Origin of the sequence: Curtobacterium poinsettiae (assembly GCF_025677645.1) — a bacterium.
Taxonomy (GTDB): domain Bacteria; phylum Actinomycetota; class Actinomycetes; order Actinomycetales; family Microbacteriaceae; genus Curtobacterium; species Curtobacterium poinsettiae_A.
Genome location: NZ_CP106879.1, coordinates 2,631,950 through 2,654,603, shown reverse-complemented (window position 1 = coordinate 2,654,603; position 22,654 = coordinate 2,631,950). Strand labels below are relative to the sequence as shown.

Below are 22,654 nucleotides of genomic sequence, written 5' to 3'. Positions count from 1 at the left end.
GTGTTCGAGTCGGTAGCGGGGCTGCTGGCGGAACACGAGGACCTGACGCAGCAGCTGTCGGACCCCGCGCTCCACGCCGATGCGGCCCGGGCGAAGAAGGTGAACCGGCGGTACGCCGAGCTCAACCAGATCAAGTCCGCGTACGAGGCCTGGCAGGCGGCGGGGGACGACCTCGCCGCCGCCCAGGAACTCGCGCGTGAAGACGCGGCGTTCGCGGACGAGGTCCCCGGGCTCGAGGAGCAGCTGTCGGAGCGCCAGGAGCGTCTCCGCCGGCTGCTGATCCCGCGCGACCCCGACGACGGCCGTGACGTCATCATGGAGATCAAGGGCGGCGAGGGCGGCGAGGAATCGGCGCTGTTCGCGGCCGATCTGCTGCGCATGTACTCGCACTACGCCGAGACCAAGGGCTGGAAGGTCGAGCTCCTCGAGCGCACCGAGTCCGACCTGGGTGGCTACAAGGACGTCCAGGTCGCGATCAAGTCGAACACGACCGATCCGTCCCAGGGCGTCTGGGCCCACCTGAAGTACGAGGGCGGTGTGCACCGCGTCCAGCGGGTGCCGCAGACCGAGTCGCAGGGGCGCATCCACACCTCGACCACCGGCGTGCTGGTGTTCCCCGAGGTGGACGAGCCCGAAGAGGTCCAGATCAACCAGAACGACCTCAAGATCGACGTCTACCGGTCCTCCGGCCCGGGCGGACAGTCCGTGAACACGACGGACTCCGCGGTCCGCATCACCCACCTGCCCACGGGCATCACGGTGGCGATGCAGAACGAGAAGTCGCAGCTGCAGAACCGCGAGGCCGGCATGCGCGTGCTCCGTGCACGCATCCTCGCGCGCCAGCAGGAGGAGCTCGACGCGATCGCCTCGGATGCGCGCAAGTCGCAGATCCGGGGGATGGATCGTTCGGAGCGCATCCGCACGTATAACTTCCCGGAGAACCGGATCGCGGACCACCGCACCGGCTACAAGGCGTACGACCTCGACCGCGTGATGAACGGTGCCCTCGAGCCCGTCATCCAGTCCGCCATCCAGGCGGACGAAGAGGCACGTCTGGCCGCCATCGGCGACCAGGACGCGTAACCGCACACCAGCCTGGAGGCCCGGATCACCGCCGACACGCCCCTCACGTACGCCGCGGATCGCCTGCTCGAGCAGGCGACCGCGGCGCTCGTCGCCGTCGGTGTCCCGACCCCCCGGGTCGACGCCGAGCTGCTGCTCGCGTGGGCGACCGACACCTCGCGCGGTGCCGTCCAGGCCCGCGCGCTCATCGGTGGCGGCATCGCCCCGGAGCACGTCGAGCGCTTCCGGCACGCCGTCGCCCGCCGTGCCACCCGTGAGCCGCTGCAGCACATCACCGGGCAGGCGTACTTCCGCGCGCTCACCCTGTCCGTCGGACCGGGCGTGTTCGTGCCCCGTCCGGAGACCGAGGGCGTCGTGCAGTTCGGCATCGACGCGCTGCGGGCGACCGCCGTCCCCGAGCCGATCGCCGTGGACCTGGGCTCCGGCAGCGGTGCGATCGCGATCGCGATGGACACCGAGGTGCCGAACGCCGTGGTCTACGCCGTCGAGCGGTCTGCGGAGGCCCTGCCCTGGACCCGGCGCAACGTCGACGCCCACGGCGGGACGGTCCGGCTCGTCGAGGGCGACCTCGCCGACGCGCTGCCGGAACTCGACGGCACCGTGTCCGTCGTCGTGTCGAACCCGCCGTACGTGCCGGACGACGCGATCCCGATCGACCCCGAGGTCCGCGACCACGACCCGGCGATGGCGCTCTACGGCGGGCCGGACGGTCTCGACGCCGTCCGGGCACTCGCCGAGACGGCCTGGCGGTTGCTGGTGCCCGGGGGAGTCCTGGTCATCGAGCACGCCGAACCGCAGGGCGCCGGTGTCCGGCAGGTCCTGGCGCGCCGGGGGTTCCGCACCCCCGAGACGCACGTCGACCTGACGGGGCGCGACCGCACGACCACCGCGACGCGCTAGACGGGGCGAGTCGCGCCTCCAGTGCGGTGCCGCGTCACGCGACCGGAGTCGCCGTCTGTTGCTGCGCCGCGACGAAGGAGCGGACGTGCTCCCGCAGGTCGGTGTCGTGCTCGACCAGGACCGCGTGGATGCCGACGCTCCTCGCACCCGCGACGTTCTCGGGCATGTCGTCGGCGAAGAAGGTGCGCTCCGCGGGGACGCCGTGGTGCGCGACCGCACGCTGGAAGACCTCGGGCTCGGGCTTCCGGGCGCCGAAGTTGCTCGACGTGTCCAGGTGCTCCCCGAAGACCTCGGGCAGGGACGGCGCCCACTCGTGGATCCAGCGGCCGGCGAGCGGTCCGTTGTTGGTGAGCAGCCCGACACGCCCGTGTTCGCTCGCGATCCGGACCGCCTCGATGCGTTCCGGCAGCTCGGTCATGGCGGATCCCCGGATCCGGGCCCAGTCGGCCTCGGGGACGTCGCACTCCATCGCGCGCTCGAACGCGGCGAGGTACTCGTCGCCGTCGGCGAACCCACCGGCCTCGGCACGCATCTCGTGGCCGCAGTCCCACCAGCGGCGACGGAGCTCCTGGAACTCGTGTCCGGTGAACTCGGAGAGTGCGGCCATGCGAACCTGCCAGTCGTACCGGACCAGGACGTCGTCCATGTCGAAGAGGAACAGGAGCGGGGGTGCGGGCGTCTCGTTCACGATGTCCACCATTGTGTCGCACTATCATCGTCGAGTCATGGCATCCCGATACGACTGCACCGACTCCGACGGGCTCCTGACCGGGATGCGGCTCGCACGTGCCGCCCTCGGACGCGGAGAGCTCGTCGTGGTCCCCACCGACACCGTCTACGGCCTCGCCGCGGACGCCTTCAGCGCGACGGCCGTGCAGCGGCTGCTCGACGCGAAGGGCCGCACGCGGCAGTCGCCGCCGCCCGTGCTCATCCCCGGTCCGCCCACGCTCGACGCCCTCGCCAGCGAGGTCCCGCAACCGGTGCGCGACCTGGTGGCCGAGTTCTGGCCGGGCGGGCTGACCGTCATCCTGCACGCACAGCCGTCGCTCGACTGGGACCTCGGCGAGACGCGCGGCACGGTCGCGCTGCGGATGCCGGACTCGCGGATCGCCCTCGAGCTGCTGCAGGAGGTCGGACCCCTCGCGGTCTCGTCCGCGAACTCCACGGGCGACCCGGCCGCGATGGACGTCGACGCCGCCGAGCGCATGCTCGGTGACAGCGTCGCGATCTACCTGGACGGCGGGCCCGTCGAGGTGCACGACGGCTTCGAGGCCAGCACCGGGTCGACCATCGTCGACGCCACCGGGCTGTCGGACGGCGGGAAGCTCCGCATCGTCCGGCACGGGGTGATCCCCGACGAGGAGATCACCCGGGTCGTCGGAGCCGACCTCGTCACATGAAGTACTACCTGCTCGCGGGGGCCATCGCCGCGGTCGTGAGCTTCGGGATGAGCCTGATCGTCTGGAAGCTCGGGCTGAAGTACAAGTGGTACCCGCAGGTCCGCGAGCGGGACGTGCACCGGACGCCGACGCCGCGGCTCGGTGGCATCGCGATGTACATCGGCGTCATCGTCTCGCTGCTCGCGGCCTGGTTCCTGTTCCCGTCGATCGCGGGGACCGACTACTTCCGGCTCGTGTTCTCCGAACCCGGCCGCGTGCTCGCGGTGCTCGGGGGAGCGACCATCATCGTGGTCCTCGGCGTCGCGGACGACATCTGGGACCTCGACTGGATGACGAAGCTCGCCGGGCAGATCATCGCGGCGGGCATCCTCGCCTGGCAGGGCGTCGCGATCGTGTCGCTCCCGATCGGCAACACACTGGGCGTCGGCTCGTCGTACATGAGCCTGATCTTCACCGTGCTGGCGGTGGTGCTCGTGATGAACGCGGTGAACTTCATCGACGGGCTCGACGGCCTGGTGGCCGGCGTCGCGATCATCGCCGGTGGGGTGTTCTTCCTCTACACGTTCTTCATCAACCGCGTGGTCGTGCAGACCGAGTTCTTCTTCAACCTGCCCTCGCTGCTCACCGCGGTCCTCGTCGGAGCCTGCTTCGGCTTCCTCATCCTGAACTGGCACCCCGCCAAGCTCTTCATGGGTGACGCCGGCGCGCTGCTCGTCGGGTTCCTGATGGCCACCAGCGCGGTCTCGGTCACGGGCAACATCGACCCGGCGGCGGTGCAGACACGCCAAGCGCTGCTGCCGGCGTTCATCCCGATCCTGCTGCCGTTCGCGATCCTGATCGTGCCGATCCTGGACTTCGGTCTCGCGGTCACCCGCCGACTCAGCGCGGGCAAGTCGCCGTTCTCGGCCGACCGGAAACACCTGCACCACCGCCTGCTTGACATGGGGCACTCGCACTTCCACGCGGTGCTGATCTTCTACGCGTGGACCGCGACCGTCGCCTTCGGGTGTCTGCTGTTCCTCTTCGTGGACTGGTACTGGGTGGTCGTCTTCGTGTCCGTCGGCTTCACCGTCTGTGCCGTCGCCACGTTCGCGCCGCTCGGCCGGAAACGCACCGAGATCGCCGCCCAGACCGCCAACCGCTCCGCCGCCGTGGTGGACGCCAGCCTCGACCCGCTCGACCGGGCCGCCAACGACCGCACGATCCCTGGAGACCTCACGTGACCGCACCGAACGCGCTCGACCACGTCCGGCCGGTGTTCCGCCGCATCATCACCTGGGGAGCGGTCCTCGCCGTCGCCCTGGCGGTGGTCGGCGGACTCGTCGGGTTCCTCGTCGCGGACGGTCCCGGGCTGGTCGGGGGACTGCTCGGCGCCGTGCTGAGCGTCGTGTTCCTCGGGCTCACCGCGGTCAGTGTCCTCGTCGCGCTGCGCGTCTCGAAGGGCCAGATGATCTCCGGTGCCTTCTTCGGCATCGTGATGGGCACCTGGCTGCTCAAGTTCATCGTCTTCATCGTGCTGCTGGTCCTGCTCAAGGACCGTGACTGGGTCGACTTCCCGGTGCTGGCGATCGTGATCATCGCGGGGGTCGTCGGCTCCCTGGTGATCGACGTCGTCGCCGTCGCGAAGGCCCGCATCCCGATCGGCGTCCGCCTGCCGGGCGACGAGGGTGCCGGCTCCGCGGACGCTGGGAACACGACCCCGCCCAACTGAGAAGCCGGGAAGCCTCTCGCACCTGATAGGCTTCTCGACGTCCGCTTCCGGAGCCCCGCTCGGGCGGACAAGCCTCCACAACGTCCACCATCGCGTGCCATGATGTGCGCGCGCCGACACAGGAGACAGCGCTGCTATCCCACGCTCTTCCCCTGTCCCTCTCCGCTGCGGTTGACACCGTCGCGGCGGGGAGCAGCAAGGCCGCCGAGTTCCATGGTCCGTCGATCAACGAGTTCTTCCCCGATGCTCTTCTGTGGGCAGGGACGCCGTTCGAGATCGATCGGGTCGTCCTCATCCGCTTCTTCGCCGTCGCCGTGCTCCTGGTGTTCGCGTTCGTGGGCACCCGTGCACTGAAGCTCGTGCCGAACCGCGGTCAGGCGTTCATCGAGTACGCGTTCGACGTCGTCCGTCGCAACACCTTCGACAACCTCGGAGAGAAGGACGGCAAGCGCTTCCTGCCGCTCCTGGCGACGATCTTCTTCGGCGTGCTGTTCATGAACCTGACGGGTCTGATCCCGGGCATGAACCTCGCCGGCACCAGCCGCATCGCGATGCCGATGATCCTGGCGATCGTCGCGTACCTCGCCTTCATCTACGCCGGCCTCCGCAAGCACCCGGGCACGTTCCTCAAGAACTCGCTCTTCCCGCCCGGGGTGCCGTGGCCGCTGTACATCATCGTGACGCCGATCGAGCTCGTCTCGACCTTCGTGCTCCGTCCCGTCACGCTGACGCTGCGACTCCTGATGAACATGGTCGTGGGGCACCTGCTCCTCGTGCTGTTCTTCTCGGCCACGCAGTTCTTCTTCTTCGACGCATCGCTCGGCTTCAAGGCCTTCGGCGTCGGGACCATCGCGTTCGGCATCGCGTTCAGCTTCTTCGAGATCCTCGTCGCGCTGCTGCAGGCCTACGTCTTCATGCTCCTCACCGCCGTCTACATCCAGCTGGCGCTGGCCGACGAGCACTGATTCCTCACTGACCCCCTACGGGACCGGCGACCGTCGGACCCGCACCTCGAAAGGAAAACACGTGGACGCAACGACCGTTCTCGCGGAGATCAACGGCAACATCGCGACGGTTGGCTACGGCCTCGCAGCGATCGGCCCGGCCATCGGCGTCGGCATCGTCGTCGGCAAGACGATCGAGTCCGTCGCTCGCCAGCCCGAGCTCCAGGGCCGCCTGACGACCCTCATGTACATCGGTATCGCCTTCACCGAGGCCCTGGCCTTCATCGGTATCGCCACGTACTTCATCTTCACCAACTAAGGTTCCTCGATGCAGAACGCACTCATCATCGCAGCGGAGGAAGCGCACAACCCGCTGATCCCGCCGCTGTACGACATCGTGTGGTCGGCGCTCGCATTCGTCATCATCTTCGTGGTGATGTGGCGTGTCGTCACGCCGCGCATCACGAAGATGCTCGATGAGCGCACCGAGGCCATCGAGGGCGGCATCAAGAAGGCCGAGGCCGCTCAGGAGCAGGCCGCCGCCGCGCTCGACGAGTACAACAAGCAGCTCGCCGATGCACGTGCCGAGGCATCGCGTATCCGTGAGCAGGCCCGCGCCGACGCCACGGCGATCGGCAACGAGGTCCGCGAGCAGGCGGCCGCCGATGCAGCACGCATCACGGCCAACGCCCAGGCGCAGATCGAGGCCGAGCGTCAGAGCGCCGTTCAGGCGCTCCGGTCCGAAGTGGGCACCCTCGCGCTGGACCTCGCGTCCGGTGTGATCGGTGAGTCCCTCAAGGACGACGCCAAGTCGACCGCAGTGGTCGACCGCTTCCTCGCCGACCTCGAGGCCTCGCAGGCCACGAAGACGGGGGAGCACTGAGCATGCGCAGCGCTACCAGGGAAGCACTCGCGTCCACCAGGGCGGTGCTGTCGGACCTCGGTCCGAGCGCCGGCCTGGCCGCGGGTGCCGAGATCCTCGCCTCCGGGCGTGCGATCGCCGGTGCGCCGCAGCTGCTCGGGCTGCTGTCCGACCCCACGGCCGACCCGGCCGGCAAGAAGGTCCTCATCGACCGTGTCTTCGCCGGACAGTCGGACGCGACGCGTGCGGTCCTGACCGCGGTGGCCGGCTCGCGCTGGTCCTCGCAGCAGGACCTGCTCGCCGGCATCGAGGACGCGGGCATCCGCGCCGTCGCCGCCACCGCGGGTCCGGACTCGTCGATCGAGTCGGAGCTGTTCGCCTTCGAGACCGCCGTCCGGTCGGACGCCGCCCTCGAGCTGGCGCTCGGCACCAAGCTCGGCAGCCCCGAACAGAAGGGCGCGCTCGTCGAGCGGCTCCTCGGTGCCAAGGCATCGGAGCAGACGATCACGATCGTCTCGGCCCTGGTGCAGCAGCCCCGCGGCCGCCGCATCGGTGAGATCGTCCGTGATGCCTCGCGCATCGTGGCCGAGCAGGCCGGCAAGCTCGTCGCGACCGTCGTCACGGCGACGCCACTGACCCCCGCACAGTCGGCCCGCGTCACACGCGGTCTGTCCGAGCGGTACGGCAAGGACATCAGCATCAACCAGGTCGTCGACCCCACGGTCGTCGGCGGGGTCCGGGTGCAGATCGGCGGCGACGTCATCGACGGCACCGTGTCCACGCGACTCTCGGAGCTCCGGCTCCAGCTCGCCGGCTAGGCGTACGGTCGAAGCCGCTCCTCCCCAAGTCCACAACGGGAACTGCCGAGTCCGGCAGCGTCACCCTCTCGGAGCCGAAGGGCCCCGGAAAACCACAAGGAAAATCCCATGGCAGACATCACCATCAGCCCCGATGAGATCCGTGATGCCCTGAAGGACTTCGTCTCGAACTACGAGCCGACGAAGGCCTCCACGGCCGAGGTCGGGCACGTCACCGACGCCGGTGACGGCATCGCCCACGTCGAGGGTCTCCCCGGCGTCATGGCGAACGAGCTCATCCGCTTCCAGGACGGCACGCTCGGCCTCGCGCAGAACCTCGACGAAGACGAGATCGGCGCCATCGTGCTCGGCGAGTTCGGCGGCATCGAGGAGGGCATGGAGGTCACCCGCACGGGTGAGGTCCTCTCCGCCCCCGTCGGCGACGCCTTCCTCGGTCGCGTCGTCGACCCGCTCGGCGCCCCGATCGACGGTCTCGGCGAGATCGCCGCAGAGGGTCGTCGTGCCCTCGAGCTCCAGGCCCCCGGCGTCATGGCCCGCAAGTCGGTCCACCAGCCGCTGCAGACCGGCATCAAGGCCATCGACGCGATGATCCCCGTCGGCCGTGGTCAGCGTCAGCTGATCATCGGCGACCGCCAGACCGGCAAGACGGCCATCGCGATCGACACGATCATCAACCAGAAGGCCAACTGGGAGTCCGGCGACGAGGAGAAGCAGGTCCGCTGCATCTACGTCGCCATCGGTCAGAAGGGCTCCACGATCGCCTCGGTCAAGGGTGCGCTCGAGGACGCCGGTGCGATGGAGTACACCACCATCGTCGCCGCCCCGGCCTCTGACCCGGCCGGCTTCAAGTACCTGGCCCCGTACACCGGTTCGGCCATCGGCCAGCACTGGATGTACCAGGGCAAGCACGTCCTCATCATCTTCGATGACCTGTCCAAGCAGGCCGAGGCCTACCGTGCGGTGTCGCTCCTCCTGCGTCGTCCGCCGGGCCGCGAGGCCTACCCGGGTGACGTCTTCTACCTGCACTCCCGTCTGCTGGAGCGTTGCGCGAAGCTGTCCGACGAGCTCGGCGCCGGTTCGATGACGGGCCTCCCGATCATCGAGACCAAGGCGAACGACGTCTCGGCGTACATCCCGACCAACGTCATCTCCATCACCGACGGTCAGATCTTCCTGCAGTCGGACCTCTTCAACGCGAACCAGCGTCCGGCCGTCGACGTGGGCATCTCGGTGTCCCGCGTCGGTGGTGACGCCCAGGTGAAGTCGATCAAGAAGGTCTCCGGCACGTTGAAGCTCGAGCTGGCGCAGTACCGCTCGCTCGAGGCGTTCGCGATGTTCGCGTCCGACCTCGACCAGGCGTCGCGTCGTCAGCTGGAGCGCGGTGCACGTCTGACCGAGCTCCTCAAGCAGCCGCAGTACTCGCCGTACCCGGTCGAGGAGCAGGTCGTCTCGATCTGGGCCGGCACGAACGGCAAGCTCGACACCGTCCCGGTGCCGGACGTGCTCCGCTTCGAGTCCGAACTGCTCGACCACCTGCGTCGCAACTCCGACGTCCTCACGACCCTGCGCGAGACGAACCAGCTCAGCGACGAGACCGTCGCCGAGATGGACAAGCAGATCGACGAGTTCACGAAGAGCTTCCAGACGAGCGACGGCAAGACCCTCGGCTCCGAGCAGTTCGACGCGGCTGACGCCGAGGACGTCGACCAGGAGCAGATCGTCAAGGGTCGTCGCTAGATGGCAGCGCAGGTCCGGGTCTACCGCCAGCGGATCAAGTCGGCGAAGACCACGAAGAAGGTCACCCGCGCCATGGAGCTGATCTCGGCGTCGCGGATCCAGAAGGCGCAGGCCCGCATGGCTGCGTCCGGTCCGTACTCGCGGGCCGTCACGCGTGCGGTGTCGGCCGTGGCGACGTTCTCGAACGTCGACCACGTGCTGACCACCGAGCCGGAGTCGTCGACCCGTGCAGCCGTCGTGCTCTTCACCTCGGACCGCGGCCTGAACGGCGCGTTCAGCACGAACGTCCTCAAGCAGGGCGAGGAGCTCGCCTCCCTGCTCCGCAGCGAGGGCAAGGACGTCGTCTACTACCTGGTCGGCCGCAAGTCCGTCGGGTACTTCGCGTTCCGTGAGCGTCCGTCCGAGCAGCAGTGGGTCGGCAACACCGACCAGCCGGAGTTCTCGACGGCCAAGGAGATCGGCGACGCCGTCGTGGCGAAGTTCCTCCAGGACACCGCTGACGGCGGCGTGGACGAGATCCACATCGTGTTCAACCGGTTCATCAGCCTGGCGACCCAGGAGCCGCAGGTCGTTCGCCTGCTGCCCCTCGAGGTCGTCGAGGGCATCGACGAGCCCGAGGGCAACGAGCCTCTGCCGCTCTACGAGTTCGAGCCGGACGCCGACGCGGTGCTCGACTCGCTGCTCCCGGTCTACATCGAGAGCCGCATCTTCAACGCCATGCTGCAGTCGGCTGCTTCCGAGCACGCCGCGCGTCAGAAGGCGATGAAGGCGGCCAGCGACAACGCCGACTCGCTGATCCGTGACTTCACCCGACTCGCGAACAACGCGCGTCAGGCGGAGATCACCCAGCAGATCTCCGAGATCGTCGGCGGCGCCGACGCCCTCTCGTCGAAGAAGAAGTAGTCCGCGTCGTTCGCGGACAGATACCCACCCTCAGGAAGGCACCAGCCATGACCGACACCGCAACCACCGCGGTCGAGACGTCGTCGGCGCCCGGTGTCGGCCGGATCGCCCGTGTCACGGGCCCCGTCGTCGACATCGAGTTCCCCCACGACGCAATCCCGGAGATGTACAACCTCCTGTTCACGACCATCACCATCGGTGACTCGTCGCAGGAGATCGGCCTCGAGGTCGCGCAGCACCTCGGCGACGACCTCGTCCGTGCCATCTCCCTGAAGCCGACCGACGGCCTGGTCCGTGGTCAGGAGGTCCGTGACTCGGGCGCTCCGATCTCGGTCCCCGTCGGCGACGTCACCAAGGGCAAGGTCTTCGACGTCCTCGGGAACGTGCTCAACACGGACGAGAAGCTCGAGATCACCGAGCGCTGGCCGATCCACCGCAAGGCTCCGGCCTTCGACCAGCTCGAGTCCAAGACCTCGATGTTCGAGACCGGCATCAAGTCCATCGACCTCCTCACCCCGTACGTGCAGGGTGGCAAGATCGGCCTCTTCGGTGGTGCGGGCGTCGGCAAGACCGTCCTCATCCAGGAGATGATCCAGCGCGTTGCGCAGGACCACGGCGGTGTGTCGGTGTTCGCCGGTGTCGGTGAGCGCACCCGTGAGGGCAACGACCTCATCGGTGAGATGGAAGAGGCGGGTGTCTTCGACAAGACGGCCCTCGTGTTCGGCCAGATGGACGAGCCGCCGGGAACGCGTCTGCGCGTGGCCCTGTCGGCGCTGACGATGGCGGAGTACTTCCGCGATGTCCAGAAGCAGGACGTGCTCCTCTTCATCGACAACATCTTCCGCTTCACGCAGGCCGGCTCCGAGGTCTCGACGCTGCTCGGCCGCATGCCGTCCGCCGTGGGTTACCAGCCCAACCTCGCCGACGAGATGGGTGTGCTCCAGGAGCGCATCACCTCGACGCGCGGTCACTCGATCACCTCGCTGCAGGCGATCTACGTGCCGGCTGACGACTACACCGACCCGGCTCCGGCCACCACGTTCGCGCACCTCGACGCGACGACCGAGCTCTCCCGTGAGATCGCTTCGCAGGGTCTGTACCCCGCGATCGACCCGCTGGCGTCGACGTCGCGCATCATGGACCCGCGGTACCTGGGTGCCGACCACTACGAGACGGCCACGCGCGTCAAGCAGATCCTCCAGAAGAACAAGGAACTGCAGGAGATCATCGCCATCCTCGGTGTCGACGAGCTCTCCGAAGAGGACAAGATCACGGTCGAGCGCGCTCGTCGTATCCAGCAGTTCCTCTCGCAGAACACCTACATGGCGAAGAAGTTCACGGGTGTCGAGGGATCCACGGTGCCGCTCAAGGACACCATCGAGTCCTTCCGTGCCATCGCCGACGGCGAGTTCGACCACGTTGCGACCCAGGCGTTCTTCAACGTCGGTGGCATCAACGACGTGGAAGAGAAGTGGGCTCAGATCCAGAAGGAGAACCGCTGACATGGCGGGTCTCAGCGTGAGCGTCGTCTCGGCCGACCGTGAGGTCTGGTCGGGCGACACCACCATGGTCGTCGCACGGACGACAGAGGGCCAGATCGGCATCCTCGCCGGACACGAGCCGATGCTCGCGATCCTGGCGCAGGGTCAGGTCCGCATCACGCGGGCCGATGGGTCGACCGTCGCGGTCGACGCCGAGGACGGCTTCCTGTCGGTCGAGCACGACACGGTGACGATCGTCGCGCGGCAGGCCGCGCTGGCGTCCTGACCGGACTGACCGTCCTGCTCCCGCCTTCGGAGACGAAGCGGGAGGGCGGGGACACGAGCCGCACGCTCGATCTGCGTGCGCTCTCGTTCCCGGAACTGGCCGATGAGCGGGCCGCGGTGATGACCGCGGCCCGCTTCGTCAGTTCCGAGGAGTCCTCGGCCAGGACGGCGCTCAAACTCGGTCCGAAGTCGATCGCCGAGCGGCTCCGGAACCTGGAGCTCGACACCTCGGGCATCATGCCCGCGATCGAGCGGTACACCGGGGTCCTGTACGACCCGTTGGGCGCGCAGGACGCGGATGTGGCGACCCGTGCGTGGTGGGCGGAGCACGTGATCGTGCAGTCCGCGATGTTCGGGCCGATCGGTGCCGGTGACCCGATCCCGGCGTACCGGCTCTCGCACGACTCCCGGCTCGGGTCGATCCGGTTGGCAGCGCACTGGCCCGCGGTGTCGACCCGCTCCCTGCTGACCCGTGCGGACGGCCTGGTGCTCGACCTGCGGTCCGAGGGGTACCGGCAGCTCGGGCCCGTGTCCGGGGCGGTGGCACCACGGGTGGTGAGCGTCGACGGCTCCGGCCGTCGTCGTGCACTGAACCACTGGAACAAGACCGCGAAGGGCCGCCTGGTGGCGCTGCTCGCCCGCACCGGCGCGCGCATCGGCAGCATGGACGACCTGGTGAGTTGGGCGGCCGCGAACGGCGTGGTCGTCGAGCGCAACGAGGGCAGCTGGGACCTGGTCGCTGAGAGCCTGGAGCCGGTCGCGGCCTGAGCGGGTGCTGGGTCGGCCCGTCCTCCACAGGCGTGAGCGGGGTCGCTCCGGTCCACAGATGGTCGGGGCGCCCCTGCCTGGAGGCCCGCGGCACGTTTCGATGGCGTGCATGATCCCTCTCACGGCACAGTCCGGTCCCGGCTCCGCAGTCCGTTTCCCTCGCGAGATCGCCGCGGCGGTCACCCTCCCCGCTGCAGCGGCCGCGCTGGTCGCGCCCGGCCGCGCCGTCCTGTCGACGGCCGCTGCGACGGCCGTGGTGACGGCGTGCGGCGCACTCGCGCCCCGGATGGCCCTGGTGCCGTTCATCGCGGCGCAGGGCACGCCGGATCCCCGTTCGATCCGGGTGTTCGACCCCTTCGCGGATCCGACTCCGCCCGCGCTCCATGGTTTCGGCCCGGCTCCCGATCGGGCCCGCGTGCGGGTTGCCGGCGACCGGTGCGCCGAAGCGTGGCGGGTGTGGCGGGCGCAGGACGGCCCGTTCGACGGATCGTCGGGCGCTGCCGGTGCCCTGTCGCTCGGTGCCTGGTGCGCGTGGGCGCTCGGGTCGTGGGCCCGGGCGGAGACGCGTGCGCGGTACGCTCTCGAGACCCGCGCGGACGACCCGCTCGCCGGCCTCGTCCTGCGCTCGGTCGTCGCGGGCAGCGGGCCGTCGTGGGAGCGTCGATGACGTGGGGTCGACCGGATCGTCTACGGTGGTGGGGACCACGCTGGGAGGGCTCCGGTTGCGCGACGACGACATCGAGGACACCGTCATCCGGCGACCCCGACGATCGCTGGGCGACCGGACGGCGGACGCCATCGACGACACCGTCATCCGCGGCGCAGCTCCCGTCGTCCCCGGTCCCGACTCCGACCCCGATCCAGACCCCGGGTCCGACGACGGGGTCCTCGGTGACACGGTCATCCGGCCCGCGCCCGGGGCACCCGGTCAGCCACCGCCAGCCGTGGTCGACGTCGATCCGGAGGACACCGTCGTCCGGGTGCCGGCGCGACCCGGCGCCGGAGCGAGCCCGTTCGTGGGTGCTGCACCGGGCCTCCCGTCCGTCCCGGCGGTACCCGCCGCCCCCACGGCACGCGTGCCCTCGATCCGCATCGGCGACCGCACCTTCCGGCTCGACCACCCCGTGGTCATCGGCAGACGGCCGTCGCTGCCGCGGGTCACCCGTGGCCCGCAGCCCGAACTCGTGACCGTGCGGTCGGCGTACGGCCAGGTGTCGTCGTCCCACGTCCGGATGCACGCCGAGGGCGAAGCCGTCGTCGTGCAGGACCTCCGGTCCACGAACGGCACCGTCGTCCGCCCGGCCGGCGCGCCCGCGTACCGCATGGCATCGGGTGCGTCGATCGTCGCGCTGACGGGTACGGTAGTCGAGATCGGTGACGGCAACGCCATCGAGGTCCTCTCGCCGTACCTCCGGGTCGCACCGACGGCAGAGGGGCTGCCTCCGGTTCCCCCGTGGCCCTCCGATCAGACAGCACACGGCACGCCCCGACCCACCAGAGAGCGATCCTGACACGTGACCGAACTCGGCCGAGCAGCCACTGCGCACGCCATCGACGTCCCCGGTGCCGACGGCGCCACCCTGACGCTCTCGTGGGGAGCCGCGACCGACGTCGGTCGACGGCGTGACCACAACGAGGACAGCTACATCGTGGGCGCGCCGTTCTTCGTCGTCGCCGACGGCATGGGCGGGCACCTCGCCGGCGACCGCGCCAGCGACGCGGTCGTGCGTCGGCTCGAACAGGTGACGGCCGAGCCGTTCACCACGCGCCAGGGCATCCAGCGTGCACTGCTCCTCGCGACCGCCGACATCGAGCGTGCGGCCGGTGGCAACGCCATCGGCGCGGGCACCACGGTCACCGGTATCGCACTCGTGGCGTCGCTCGGGCAGCCCGCGGCGCTCGTGTTCAACGTCGGCGACTCCCGCACCTACCGCATCGAGGACGGCGTGCTCCGCCGCGTCACCGTCGACCACTCGGTGGTGCAGGAGATGGTGGACGCCGGCCTGCTGCGTGCCGAGGACGCCGAACAGCACCCGGACAGCAACGTCATCACGCGAGCGGTCGGCTTCGGCGAACCGCCGGCGCCGGACTGGTGGACCCTGCCCCTGCGGGCCGGTGACCGCTACATCGTCTGCTCCGACGGGCTGACCAAGGAACTCGGCGACGCAGGCATCGCACGCATCGCGGCACGTGAGCCGGGCGCGCAGGACCTTGCGGAGCGCCTGGTCGGCGACGCCGTCGTGGCAGGCGGCCGTGACAACGTCACCGTCGTGGTGCTGCAGGTCGATGCCGCGCCGGACGACGGCGACCTCGAGGACACGCTGCCGCGGCACTAGCTGGCCCCCGAACTGGGGGAACACGTCGAGCTGTGGGGGATCGGCGTGCGGAATGTCGGTCACCCACGCTTCGTACAATGACATGGCCACGTCGAGAGAGCTGGCCGCTCGGCCGGGGGAGGAGAGGACGATGGCGAGACGCCTGCCGTCCCACCCGCCCGTGATCGGCGGTTTCAGTCCCGTGCACGTCCTCGGGTCCGGTGGCTTCGCCGACGTCTTCCTGTACGAGCAGGACATGCCCCGACGACAGGTCGCGGTGAAGGTGCTGCTGGACGAGGTCGTCGACGACCGCGTCCGCCAGATGTTCCAGGCCGAGGCCAACCTGATGGCCCGGCTCAGCACGCACCCGTCGATCCTCACCGTCTTCCAGGCAAGCGTCGCCGCTGACGGACGTCCCTACCTGGTCATGGAGCTCTGCTCCTCGTCCCTCAGCGAGCGCTACCGTCGCGAACCGATCCCCGTGTCCGAGGTGCTGTCGATCGGCATCCGCATTGGTTCGGCGCTCGAGACCGCACACCGTGAGGGCGTGCTGCACCGCGACATCAAGCCGTCGAACATCCTGCTGACGGCCTACGGCAACCCCGTGCTCTCCGACTTCGGCATCGCCGCGACGATCGGGGGCACCGACCCGGACGAGCCGATCGGCATGTCGATCCCGTGGTCCGCGCCCGAGGTCCTGATCGACGAGTCGCGCGGCACCATCCAGTCGGAGGTGTACTCGCTCGCGGCGACCGTGTACTCGCTCCTCGCCGGGCGCAGCCCGTTCGAGGTCCGCGGCGGCAAGAACGGTGCGAACGACCTGATGCACCGGATCGACAAGGGCGGCGTGAAGCCCACCGGTCGCACCGACGTGCCGCCCTCGCTCGAGCGCCTGCTCGCGACGGCGCTGTCCCGGAAGCCGCAGGGACGTCCCGCGACGGTGATCGAACTCGTGCGTGGGTTCCAGCAGGTCGAGGCCGAGCTCGGCATCCCGCAGACGTCCGCCGACGTTGCTGTCGAGGCCTGGGCGATCTCGACGCCGACCCCGCACGGTGACCGCACCGTGATCCGTGAGCTGCAGCCACCCACCCGGGTCGGCGGGCGTCGTCGCACCCGCCGCGCGGTGCAGGGCGGGGTCGTGGCCGGCGGTTCGCACAGCGTCGGCACCGTGCACCGCACGGGGTCCGTGACCCGTGCCCGGCGCCGGACCCGTTCGACCCTGGTGTGGGCGACGTCCCTCGCCGTCGTCGTGGTCGCCGCCCTCGCGATCGCCACGGTCGTGGTCGTCGGTCGGCTCGGCGCCGGGGCCATCCCGGTCGTGGACGAGGTCCGTGCCGAGCCGTCGCCGCAGTCCGTGTCCTTCAGCTGGACCGACCCGGGGCTGCGCAGCGGCGACACGTACGTCATCTCGTCCGACGGGTCCTCGAGTCAGCAGACCGGCACGACGTTCGTCGTCTCCGGCGAGCGGGGTGACGAGGAGTGCATCGCCGTCGCCGTGAACCGTGACGGCAAGACGGGCGCGGCGAGCGCGCAGAAGTGCGCGACGATCGGGAGCGCCGGGTGATCCGGGCACTCCTCGCCAAGCACCGCTCCGCCGCCGTGACCACCGGTGCCTCGGTGCTCGTCGCCGCCGTCGTCGCGACCACCGCCATCGTCTCCACCGGGTACCACACACAACGTGTCGACCTCGGCGACGGCACCGTGTGGGTGCCGTCGGCCGAGTACGGCGCGGTCGGCCGGGCGAACACCGGCATCCTGCAGTTGAACACCGCGGTCGAGACGGCCAGCGACGACCTGTCCGTGCTCCAGCGCGGCTCCACCGTCTACAGCGTCGACGAGACCAAGGGCACGGTCGCCCGGGTCGACGTCGCCGACGCCACCGTGGGTGACGCGATCACGCTGCCGGCGGGGACGCCGCAGGTCTTCTTCGCGGGCGACACCGCGGTCATCGGCAACGCGGACACAGGCGAGCTCTGGGCGACCCCCGCGAGCGACCTCGCCGAGTTCGACGCGTCGGCCAAGGCAGACCTGACCCTGGGCGCCGACACCGTCTTCGACGCCTCCGACGGCCACGTCGCGGTCTACTCCGCGAAGACCGGGACGGCGTCGTTGGTCGACGTCGGCGCGACCCTCACCGTCGCCGAACGGTGGAAGGTCGACATGGACCGGGGCGACGACTTCCAGGTCGCCACGTTCGACCGGCACCTTGCCGTGCTCGACCGCACGAGCGGTGCCCTGTCGGTCGACGGCCGCACGGTCGAGCTCGGCGACCGGGTCGGGTCGTCGCCGGCCCTCCAACGGTCCTCCGACAGCACCGCCCAGGTCACGGTCGCGGGCACGGCGGGCCTGGTCCGCGTCAGCGCCTCCGGCACCGTGGACGCCACCGCACTCCAGGTGTCCGGACGAGCCGCGCGGCCCTACGTCGACGGCTCCTGCACGTACGCGGCCTGGGCAGGCGGACAGGCGATCGACACGTGTGACGGCAGCGCGTTGCAGCGGCTGGCGAGCACCGGCGGCACGAGCGAACTGCAGATCCTGCACAACGGCGCCACCGTCGTCGCCAACGACCCGACGAGCGGCCGTTCCTGGGCCATCGACCGGAGCGGTCAGCTCATCGACAACTGGGCCGACCTGATCAAGCAGGACGACGACCAGCAGCAGGAGCAGGTCTCCGACGACGACCCCGAGGTCGACAAGGACCAGAAGCCGCCGGTTGCGGTGGACGACGAACTGGGCGCTCGTCCGGGACGCACCACGAGCCTCCCGGTCCTGCTCAACGACTACGACCCGAACGGTGACCCGATCATCGTGAGTGAGGTCGGCACCATCTCGAAGTCCGCCGGTCGCGTCGCGATCGTCGGCGACGGTCAACGTCTGCAGGTCACGCTGTCGTCGCGCGCCACCGGGACCGTGACGTTCCCGTACACGATCACCGACGGCAACGGGGGATCGGACACCGCGACCGTCCGGATCAGCGTGCGCCCCGACAGCGAGAACGAGGCCCCGCGACAGGTCCGCGACACTTCGGCCGACGTCGTCCAGAACGGGCACGTCGTCTCGAACGTCCTCGGCGACTGGGTCGACCCGGACGGCGATCCGGTGTACCTGGAGTCGGCGACCGCGTCGGACGGCGACCGGGTGTCCACCACGCCGGACGGCCTGCTCGACTTCCGGAACGACAGCGGCCGCACCGGTGAGCGGTCGGTGCAGCTGGTCGTGAGCGACGGACGCGCCGACGGACGGGGAGCCGTGACGGTACGGGTCGCCAAGCAGGGCACCGTCCCGCTGCGCGCCGATCCGTTCCCCGTGTCCGGCTACGCCGGCAAGGCCTTCACGGTCGAGCCGCTCGACCACGTGCGCGGTGGCAACGGCACCGTGACGCTGACGAGCGTGTCGTCGGCGTCCGGGCTCACGGTCACCCCGAGCTACGACGCAGGGACCTTCCGGGTGCAGGGGGAGCGGGCGGGCGACCACCAGCTCGAGTACACGGTGACGGACGGCGTGAAGACCTCGAGCGGCATCGTCCGGGTGACCGTCCTCGCGCCGCCGGACGCCTCGACGGCGCCGATCACCACGCCGAAGACGGTGTTCGTCAACACGCTGTCCACGAAGGACACGGACGTCACCGCGACCGACATCGACCCGGCGGGTGGTGTGCTGCTCGTGACGGCGCTGGACGGGCCCGCACGGGGCAGCGGTGTGCAGGCGAGCATCCTCGACCAGCACACGGTCCGCGTCACGCTCACGGCGCCGCTCGACGGTCCGGTGTCGTTCGGGTACACGGAGACGAACGGCCTGGCGTCGTCCCCGGGCACGATCACCGTCGTCGAGATCCCGAAGCCCGACCGCATCCAGCCCCCGGTCGCCCAGCCGGACACCGCCACCGTGCGCGTCGGAGACGTCGCGAACATCGACGTGCTCGGCAACGACACCCAGCCCGAGGGCGAGCCGTTGACGCTCCAGCCCGAGCTGGTGCAGAACGTGCCGGGCGACGGCGGCCTGCTGTTCGCCTCCGGCGACCACCTGCGCTACCTCGCCCCGAAGACGCCGGGCAACCACACCGCCGTCTACCGCGTCGCCGGGCCGGACGGCCAGTACGCCGACGCCGCGGTGTCGATCTCGGTGCGCGAGCGCGACGCCGCCACGAACAACCCGCCGGTCCCGCAGACCGTCACCGCGCGCGTCGTCGCCGGGTCGTCGGTGCGGGTCAGCGTGCCGCTGAACGGGATCGACCCGGACGGCGACTCCGTCCAGCTGGTCGGCGTGGGGTCCAACCCCGACAAGGGATCGGTCACCGACGTGGCCTCGGACGCCCTCACCTACGAGGCGGGCGACTACTCGGCCGGCACCGACGAGTTCACCTACACCGTCGTCGACGCCCTCGGTGCCCGCGCCACCGGCACCGTGCGGGTCGGCATCGCACCCCGTGCCGAACAGGCCTCGAACCCGGTGGCCGAGGCCGACCACGTCACGATCCGCCCCGGCGGGTCGGTGACGGTGCGCGTCCTGCAGAACGACTCCGACCCAGAAGGTGGGCAGCTGACCGTATCGCAGGCCGAGCCGACCGCCGAGGACGTCACCGCGAAGGTCCTCCAGAAGCAGCAGATCCGCGTCACGCCCCCGAAGTCGGCGACGAGCGGTGACTTCGCGGTGCTCTACACGGTCGCGAACAGCAGCGGGGGATCGAGCACGGCCTTCCTCACGGTGACCGTCGACCCCGACGCCCAGCCGCTCCGGCCCGAGGTCGACGACACGACCCTCGACCTGCAGGACATCCTGCACCGGCAGAGCGTGACGGTCGACGTGCTCGACAACGTCTTCTTCGCCGAGGGCACCGCTGCCGACCTCCGGGTCGGGGTCGTCCCCGGTTACGGTGACACGGCGACGCCGACCGACGACGGCCGCATCACCGTCCGGTTGACCGACGACTCGCAGGTGATCCCGTTCTCGGTCGCCCGGACCGATCACCCGGACATCGTCTCCTACGGCTTCATCAACGTGCCGGGCTTCGACGACGCCCTGCCCCAGATCAACCGCAGCGCCGGTGCGGTCACGGTGAAGAGCGAGGCGACCGTCCGCATCCCGCTGCAGGACTTCGTCGTGACGGCGAACGGCGAGACCGCGAAGATCACCGACCGCGGCACGGTCAAGGCCACCCACGCCAACGGGCAGAGCCTGGTGGTGGACTCGTCGACGCTGCAGTTCACGTCAGCGAAGCTCTACTACGGCAAGGCGTCGATCTCGTTCGAGGTCACCGACGGGTCGTCCGCGAACGGCGGCAAGGGCCGCGTCGCCACGCTCGTGCTCCCGATCACGGTCACGCCCCGGTCGAACCAGCCGCCGGCGTTCACGGGGTCCTCGCTCGAGATGCAGCCGGGGGAGACGCGCAAGATCGACCTGACGAAGCTGACCGACTACCCGTACCCGCGGGACCTGCCGGAACTCCGGTACTCGATCGTCGGCCGGCCCGCTGCCGGCACGACCGCGTCGATCGCGAAGCAGCAGCTCACGATCGCGGTCGCCGACACCGCGAGGAAGAACACCACCGCGTCGATCGGGATCGGTGTCGCGGACGACGCCAACAGCGGTCGCGCCGGCACCGTCACGGTGGGCGTCGTCGCCTCCACCCGTCCCGTGGTCCAGCCAGGCGCCGACCGCTCGGTGACCAAGCGTGGAGCGACCACAACCATCGACGTGCTCACGAACGACCGGCCGACCAACCCGTTCCCGGGAGAGCGGCTGCGCGTCGTGAACATCCGGGGTCTGTCCGGCGGGCTGCCGAGCGGCGTCACCGTGACGCCGAGCGGTGACCGCACGCGCTTGCAGGTCTCGGTCGCGGACGCCGCGAAGCCCGGCGACGCCCACCTGCAGTACCAGGTGGCGGACGCGACGAACGACCCCGACCGGTACGTCTGGGGCGACGTCACCATCTCGGTGCAGGACGTCCCGGACGCTCCTGGAGCGCCCACCCGCACCGGCTCCTACGACGGCGGTCAGGTCACGCTCACCTGGTCGACACCGCAGGGGAACAACTCGCCGATCACGGGCTACCGCGTCGTCGGGACCAACGGCGTCTCGAAGAACTGCGGGACCGCGACGGTGTGCACGATCACCGGACTCGATCCGAAGGCGTCGTACCGGTTCCAGGTCGTCGCGACCAACGCGATCGGTGACTCGAAGCCCTCGGCCCGCTCGGGTCCGATGAGTGCGGACTTCGTGCCGGCACCGCCGAAGGGCATCACGGTCACGCCCAGCAAGGCGACGCCGAACCAGCTCGACGTCAAGTGGGGCAAGGTGTCCGCGCCCAACAACGGCAGCGCGGTCGACGACTACATCGTCACGATCGAGGGCCCCGGCCTGTCGACGACGCGGCACACCGGCACCGCCACCAGCACCTCGTTCACCGGCGCCCAGGGTGCAGCCCAGTACAAGGTCACCGTGTCCGCTCGCAACGCTGCCGACCGCAACGGCACCGTCGTGCAGTGGAACTCCGCGTCCGCCACCGGCAGCGCCGTCGGGACACCGGGCGTCCCGACGCTGAACGCGTCGCGCGACGTGTCGCCCGGGCGGACGAACGTGTCGCTCAGTGCGGCCGAGAGCGACTGGGCCGGGGGTGGCCGAACGCTCACGATCGTGCGGTACCCGCCCGCGGCGAACATCCCGAACGGTTGCTCGACCACCGGCTCGGACAAGCGTTGGGACGGCGGCAGCGCCAACGACACGCTGAACTCGAACGGCAACTTCCAGTACGTCGCGCTCGCCGACAACGGTCTGTTCTGCACGCCGAGCCGTGCGGCGTCCGTGCAGGGGTTCTCCGCTCCGGGGACGGCGTCGGCCGACATCGGCGTCGAGCGGTTCAGCGAGGACGACGGCACGTTCGCGATCCGCATCCGGAACCCACGAGCCCAGCCGAGCCCCAACGGATCGATCGACCACTACGCCTACTCGGTCAACGGCGGCGGCCTCGTGTCCTTCGGCGGGAACGGCGCCTGGGTCACCGGTGCCGCGTTCGGCGCGACGGTGAGCGTGACCGTGGTGGCCTGTGCGGACGGCACGTCCAACTTCTGCGGGGACGGCTCCACGGTGGGCGGGCTGCGCCCGGTGCAGACCCGCGCTACGCTGCCGGATTCCGTGACGGCGGGGACGCAACTGACGGTGACTGCTCCGCCGCAGAACGCCGGGCTCCAGCCGACCGGCTACCGCGTCGTCTTCTGCGCCTCTCGGTACTACCAGCTCTGCGGAGAGGGCACGGTCTACGCGCCGGACGCCCTGCCGACGGTCGAGGACGCACCGCTCTCGCGCTACGTGTACGTCGCGGCGATCGTCGACGGCCACGAGGACCCGAACCCGCCGAGCGCGTCGATCGATGCGGCACCGGAACCGGAGCAGCCAGCTCCCGAGCAGCCCGCCCCGGAACCCGCTCCCGGCGGCTGACGCCCGCCCGACC

General features: G+C 70.0%; 20 protein-coding genes. 19 read left to right on the top strand and 1 reads right to left on the bottom strand.

Annotated features, from left to right (window positions below; all coding sequences use genetic code 11):
- Complete coding sequence (prfA, locus tag OE229_RS12700; protein WP_017885756.1) at positions 1-1,083, top strand: peptide chain release factor 1; 1,083 nt, start codon at positions 1-3, stop codon at positions 1,081-1,083.
- A 24-nt stretch (positions 1,084-1,107) separates the two neighbouring features.
- A complete protein-coding gene (gene prmC, locus OE229_RS12695; protein ID WP_410007335.1) occupies positions 1,108-1,983 on the top strand; it encodes a peptide chain release factor N(5)-glutamine methyltransferase in 876 nt (291 codons plus the stop codon).
- Positions 1,984-2,017: 34 nt separating this feature from the next.
- Here the strand turns inward: prmC and OE229_RS12690 are convergent, their stop codons facing one another.
- A complete protein-coding gene (locus tag OE229_RS12690; protein WP_262138293.1) occupies positions 2,018-2,671 on the bottom strand; it encodes an HAD family hydrolase in 654 nt (217 codons plus the stop codon).
- Positions 2,672-2,708: 37 nt separating this feature from the next.
- Between OE229_RS12690 and OE229_RS12685 the strand changes: the two genes are divergently transcribed.
- The 17 genes from OE229_RS12685 to OE229_RS12605 all read left to right on the top strand — a co-directional run bounded on the left by OE229_RS12685 (position 2,709) and on the right by OE229_RS12605 (position 22,641).
- Positions 2,709-3,383 (top strand): L-threonylcarbamoyladenylate synthase, encoded by a 675-nt coding sequence (locus tag OE229_RS12685; protein ID WP_182065786.1) that lies wholly within the window; start codon positions 2,709-2,711, stop codon positions 3,381-3,383.
- A complete protein-coding gene (locus OE229_RS12680) occupies positions 3,380-4,606 on the top strand; it encodes an MraY family glycosyltransferase (RefSeq protein WP_182065787.1) in 1,227 nt (408 codons plus the stop codon). Before OE229_RS12685 ends, OE229_RS12680 begins: the two co-directional genes overlap by 4 nt.
- Positions 4,603-5,094, top strand: a complete 492-nt coding sequence (locus OE229_RS12675) for a hypothetical protein (RefSeq protein WP_259362814.1) — start codon at positions 4,603-4,605, stop codon at positions 5,092-5,094. Before OE229_RS12680 ends, OE229_RS12675 begins: the two co-directional genes overlap by 4 nt.
- Positions 5,095-5,198: 104 nt before the next feature.
- Positions 5,199-6,059 (top strand): F0F1 ATP synthase subunit A, encoded by an 861-nt coding sequence (atpB, locus tag OE229_RS12670; RefSeq protein ID WP_259362816.1) that lies wholly within the window; start codon positions 5,199-5,201, stop codon positions 6,057-6,059.
- 61 nt (positions 6,060-6,120) lie between these two features.
- Positions 6,121-6,357, top strand: a complete 237-nt coding sequence (gene atpE / locus OE229_RS12665) for an ATP synthase F0 subunit C (protein WP_027465781.1) — start codon at positions 6,121-6,123, stop codon at positions 6,355-6,357.
- A gap of 9 nt (positions 6,358-6,366) precedes the next feature.
- The gene (locus tag OE229_RS12660; protein ID WP_182065788.1) at positions 6,367-6,921 is read left to right on the top strand and encodes a F0F1 ATP synthase subunit B; all 555 of its coding nucleotides are present in this window, start codon (positions 6,367-6,369) and stop codon (positions 6,919-6,921) included.
- Between the two features lie 2 nt (positions 6,922-6,923).
- Positions 6,924-7,718: a F0F1 ATP synthase subunit delta gene (locus tag OE229_RS12655; protein WP_182065789.1), complete on the top strand. Its 795-nt coding sequence runs from the start codon at positions 6,924-6,926 to the stop codon at positions 7,716-7,718.
- Positions 7,719-7,826: 108 nt separating this feature from the next.
- A complete protein-coding gene (gene atpA / locus OE229_RS12650) occupies positions 7,827-9,455 on the top strand; it encodes a F0F1 ATP synthase subunit alpha (protein ID WP_110859011.1) in 1,629 nt (542 codons plus the stop codon).
- Positions 9,456-10,358, top strand: a complete 903-nt coding sequence (locus tag OE229_RS12645; RefSeq protein ID WP_027465777.1) for a F0F1 ATP synthase subunit gamma — start codon at positions 9,456-9,458, stop codon at positions 10,356-10,358.
- A gap of 47 nt (positions 10,359-10,405) precedes the next feature.
- Positions 10,406-11,860, top strand: a complete 1,455-nt coding sequence (gene atpD / locus OE229_RS12640; protein WP_017885744.1) for a F0F1 ATP synthase subunit beta — start codon at positions 10,406-10,408, stop codon at positions 11,858-11,860.
- Between the two features lies 1 nt (position 11,861).
- Complete coding sequence (locus OE229_RS12635) at positions 11,862-12,125, top strand: F0F1 ATP synthase subunit epsilon (protein WP_027465776.1); 264 nt, start codon at positions 11,862-11,864, stop codon at positions 12,123-12,125.
- A complete protein-coding gene (locus tag OE229_RS12630) occupies positions 12,122-12,892 on the top strand; it encodes a YaaA family protein (RefSeq protein ID WP_315973851.1) in 771 nt (256 codons plus the stop codon). Before OE229_RS12635 ends, OE229_RS12630 begins: the two co-directional genes overlap by 4 nt.
- 109 nt (positions 12,893-13,001) lie before the next feature.
- Complete coding sequence (locus OE229_RS12625; RefSeq protein WP_182065790.1) at positions 13,002-13,559, top strand: hypothetical protein; 558 nt, start codon at positions 13,002-13,004, stop codon at positions 13,557-13,559.
- 28 nt (positions 13,560-13,587) lie between these two features.
- On the top strand, positions 13,588-14,403 hold the full coding sequence (locus OE229_RS12620; protein ID WP_262138292.1) for an FHA domain-containing protein: 816 nt from the start codon (positions 13,588-13,590) through the stop codon (positions 14,401-14,403).
- 3 nt (positions 14,404-14,406) lie between these two features.
- Positions 14,407-15,228 carry a PP2C family protein-serine/threonine phosphatase gene (locus tag OE229_RS12615; RefSeq protein WP_017885739.1) on the top strand — a complete coding sequence of 274 codons (822 nt, stop codon included), beginning with the start codon at positions 14,407-14,409 and terminating at the stop codon, positions 15,226-15,228.
- A gap of 130 nt (positions 15,229-15,358) precedes the next feature.
- Positions 15,359-16,771: a serine/threonine-protein kinase gene (locus OE229_RS12610; protein WP_262138291.1), complete on the top strand. Its 1,413-nt coding sequence runs from the start codon at positions 15,359-15,361 to the stop codon at positions 16,769-16,771.
- Positions 16,768-22,641, top strand: coding sequence for an Ig-like domain-containing protein (locus OE229_RS12605; RefSeq protein WP_262138288.1), 5,874 nt, complete (start codon positions 16,768-16,770; stop codon positions 22,639-22,641). Before OE229_RS12610 ends, OE229_RS12605 begins: the two co-directional genes overlap by 4 nt.
- Positions 22,642-22,654: the final 13 nt, after the last annotated feature.

Coding starts and splice junctions, on each gene's coding strand:
- OE229_RS12680 (WP_182065787.1), top strand. CDS start 3,380: ATGAAGTACTACCTGCTCGCGGGGGCCATCGCCGCGGTCGTGAGCTTC.
- OE229_RS12635 (WP_027465776.1), top strand. CDS start 11,862: ATGGCGGGTCTCAGCGTGAGCGTCGTCTCGGCCGACCGTGAGGTCTGG.
- OE229_RS12660 (WP_182065788.1), top strand. CDS start 6,367: ATGCAGAACGCACTCATCATCGCAGCGGAGGAAGCGCACAACCCGCTG.
- OE229_RS12685 (WP_182065786.1), top strand. CDS start 2,709: ATGGCATCCCGATACGACTGCACCGACTCCGACGGGCTCCTGACCGGG.
- OE229_RS12625 (WP_182065790.1), top strand. CDS start 13,002: ATGATCCCTCTCACGGCACAGTCCGGTCCCGGCTCCGCAGTCCGTTTC.
- OE229_RS12655 (WP_182065789.1), top strand. CDS start 6,924: ATGCGCAGCGCTACCAGGGAAGCACTCGCGTCCACCAGGGCGGTGCTG.
- OE229_RS12645 (WP_027465777.1), top strand. CDS start 9,456: ATGGCAGCGCAGGTCCGGGTCTACCGCCAGCGGATCAAGTCGGCGAAG.
- OE229_RS12610 (WP_262138291.1), top strand. CDS start 15,359: ATGGCGAGACGCCTGCCGTCCCACCCGCCCGTGATCGGCGGTTTCAGT.
- atpA (WP_110859011.1), top strand. CDS start 7,827: ATGGCAGACATCACCATCAGCCCCGATGAGATCCGTGATGCCCTGAAG.
- atpD (WP_017885744.1), top strand. CDS start 10,406: ATGACCGACACCGCAACCACCGCGGTCGAGACGTCGTCGGCGCCCGGT.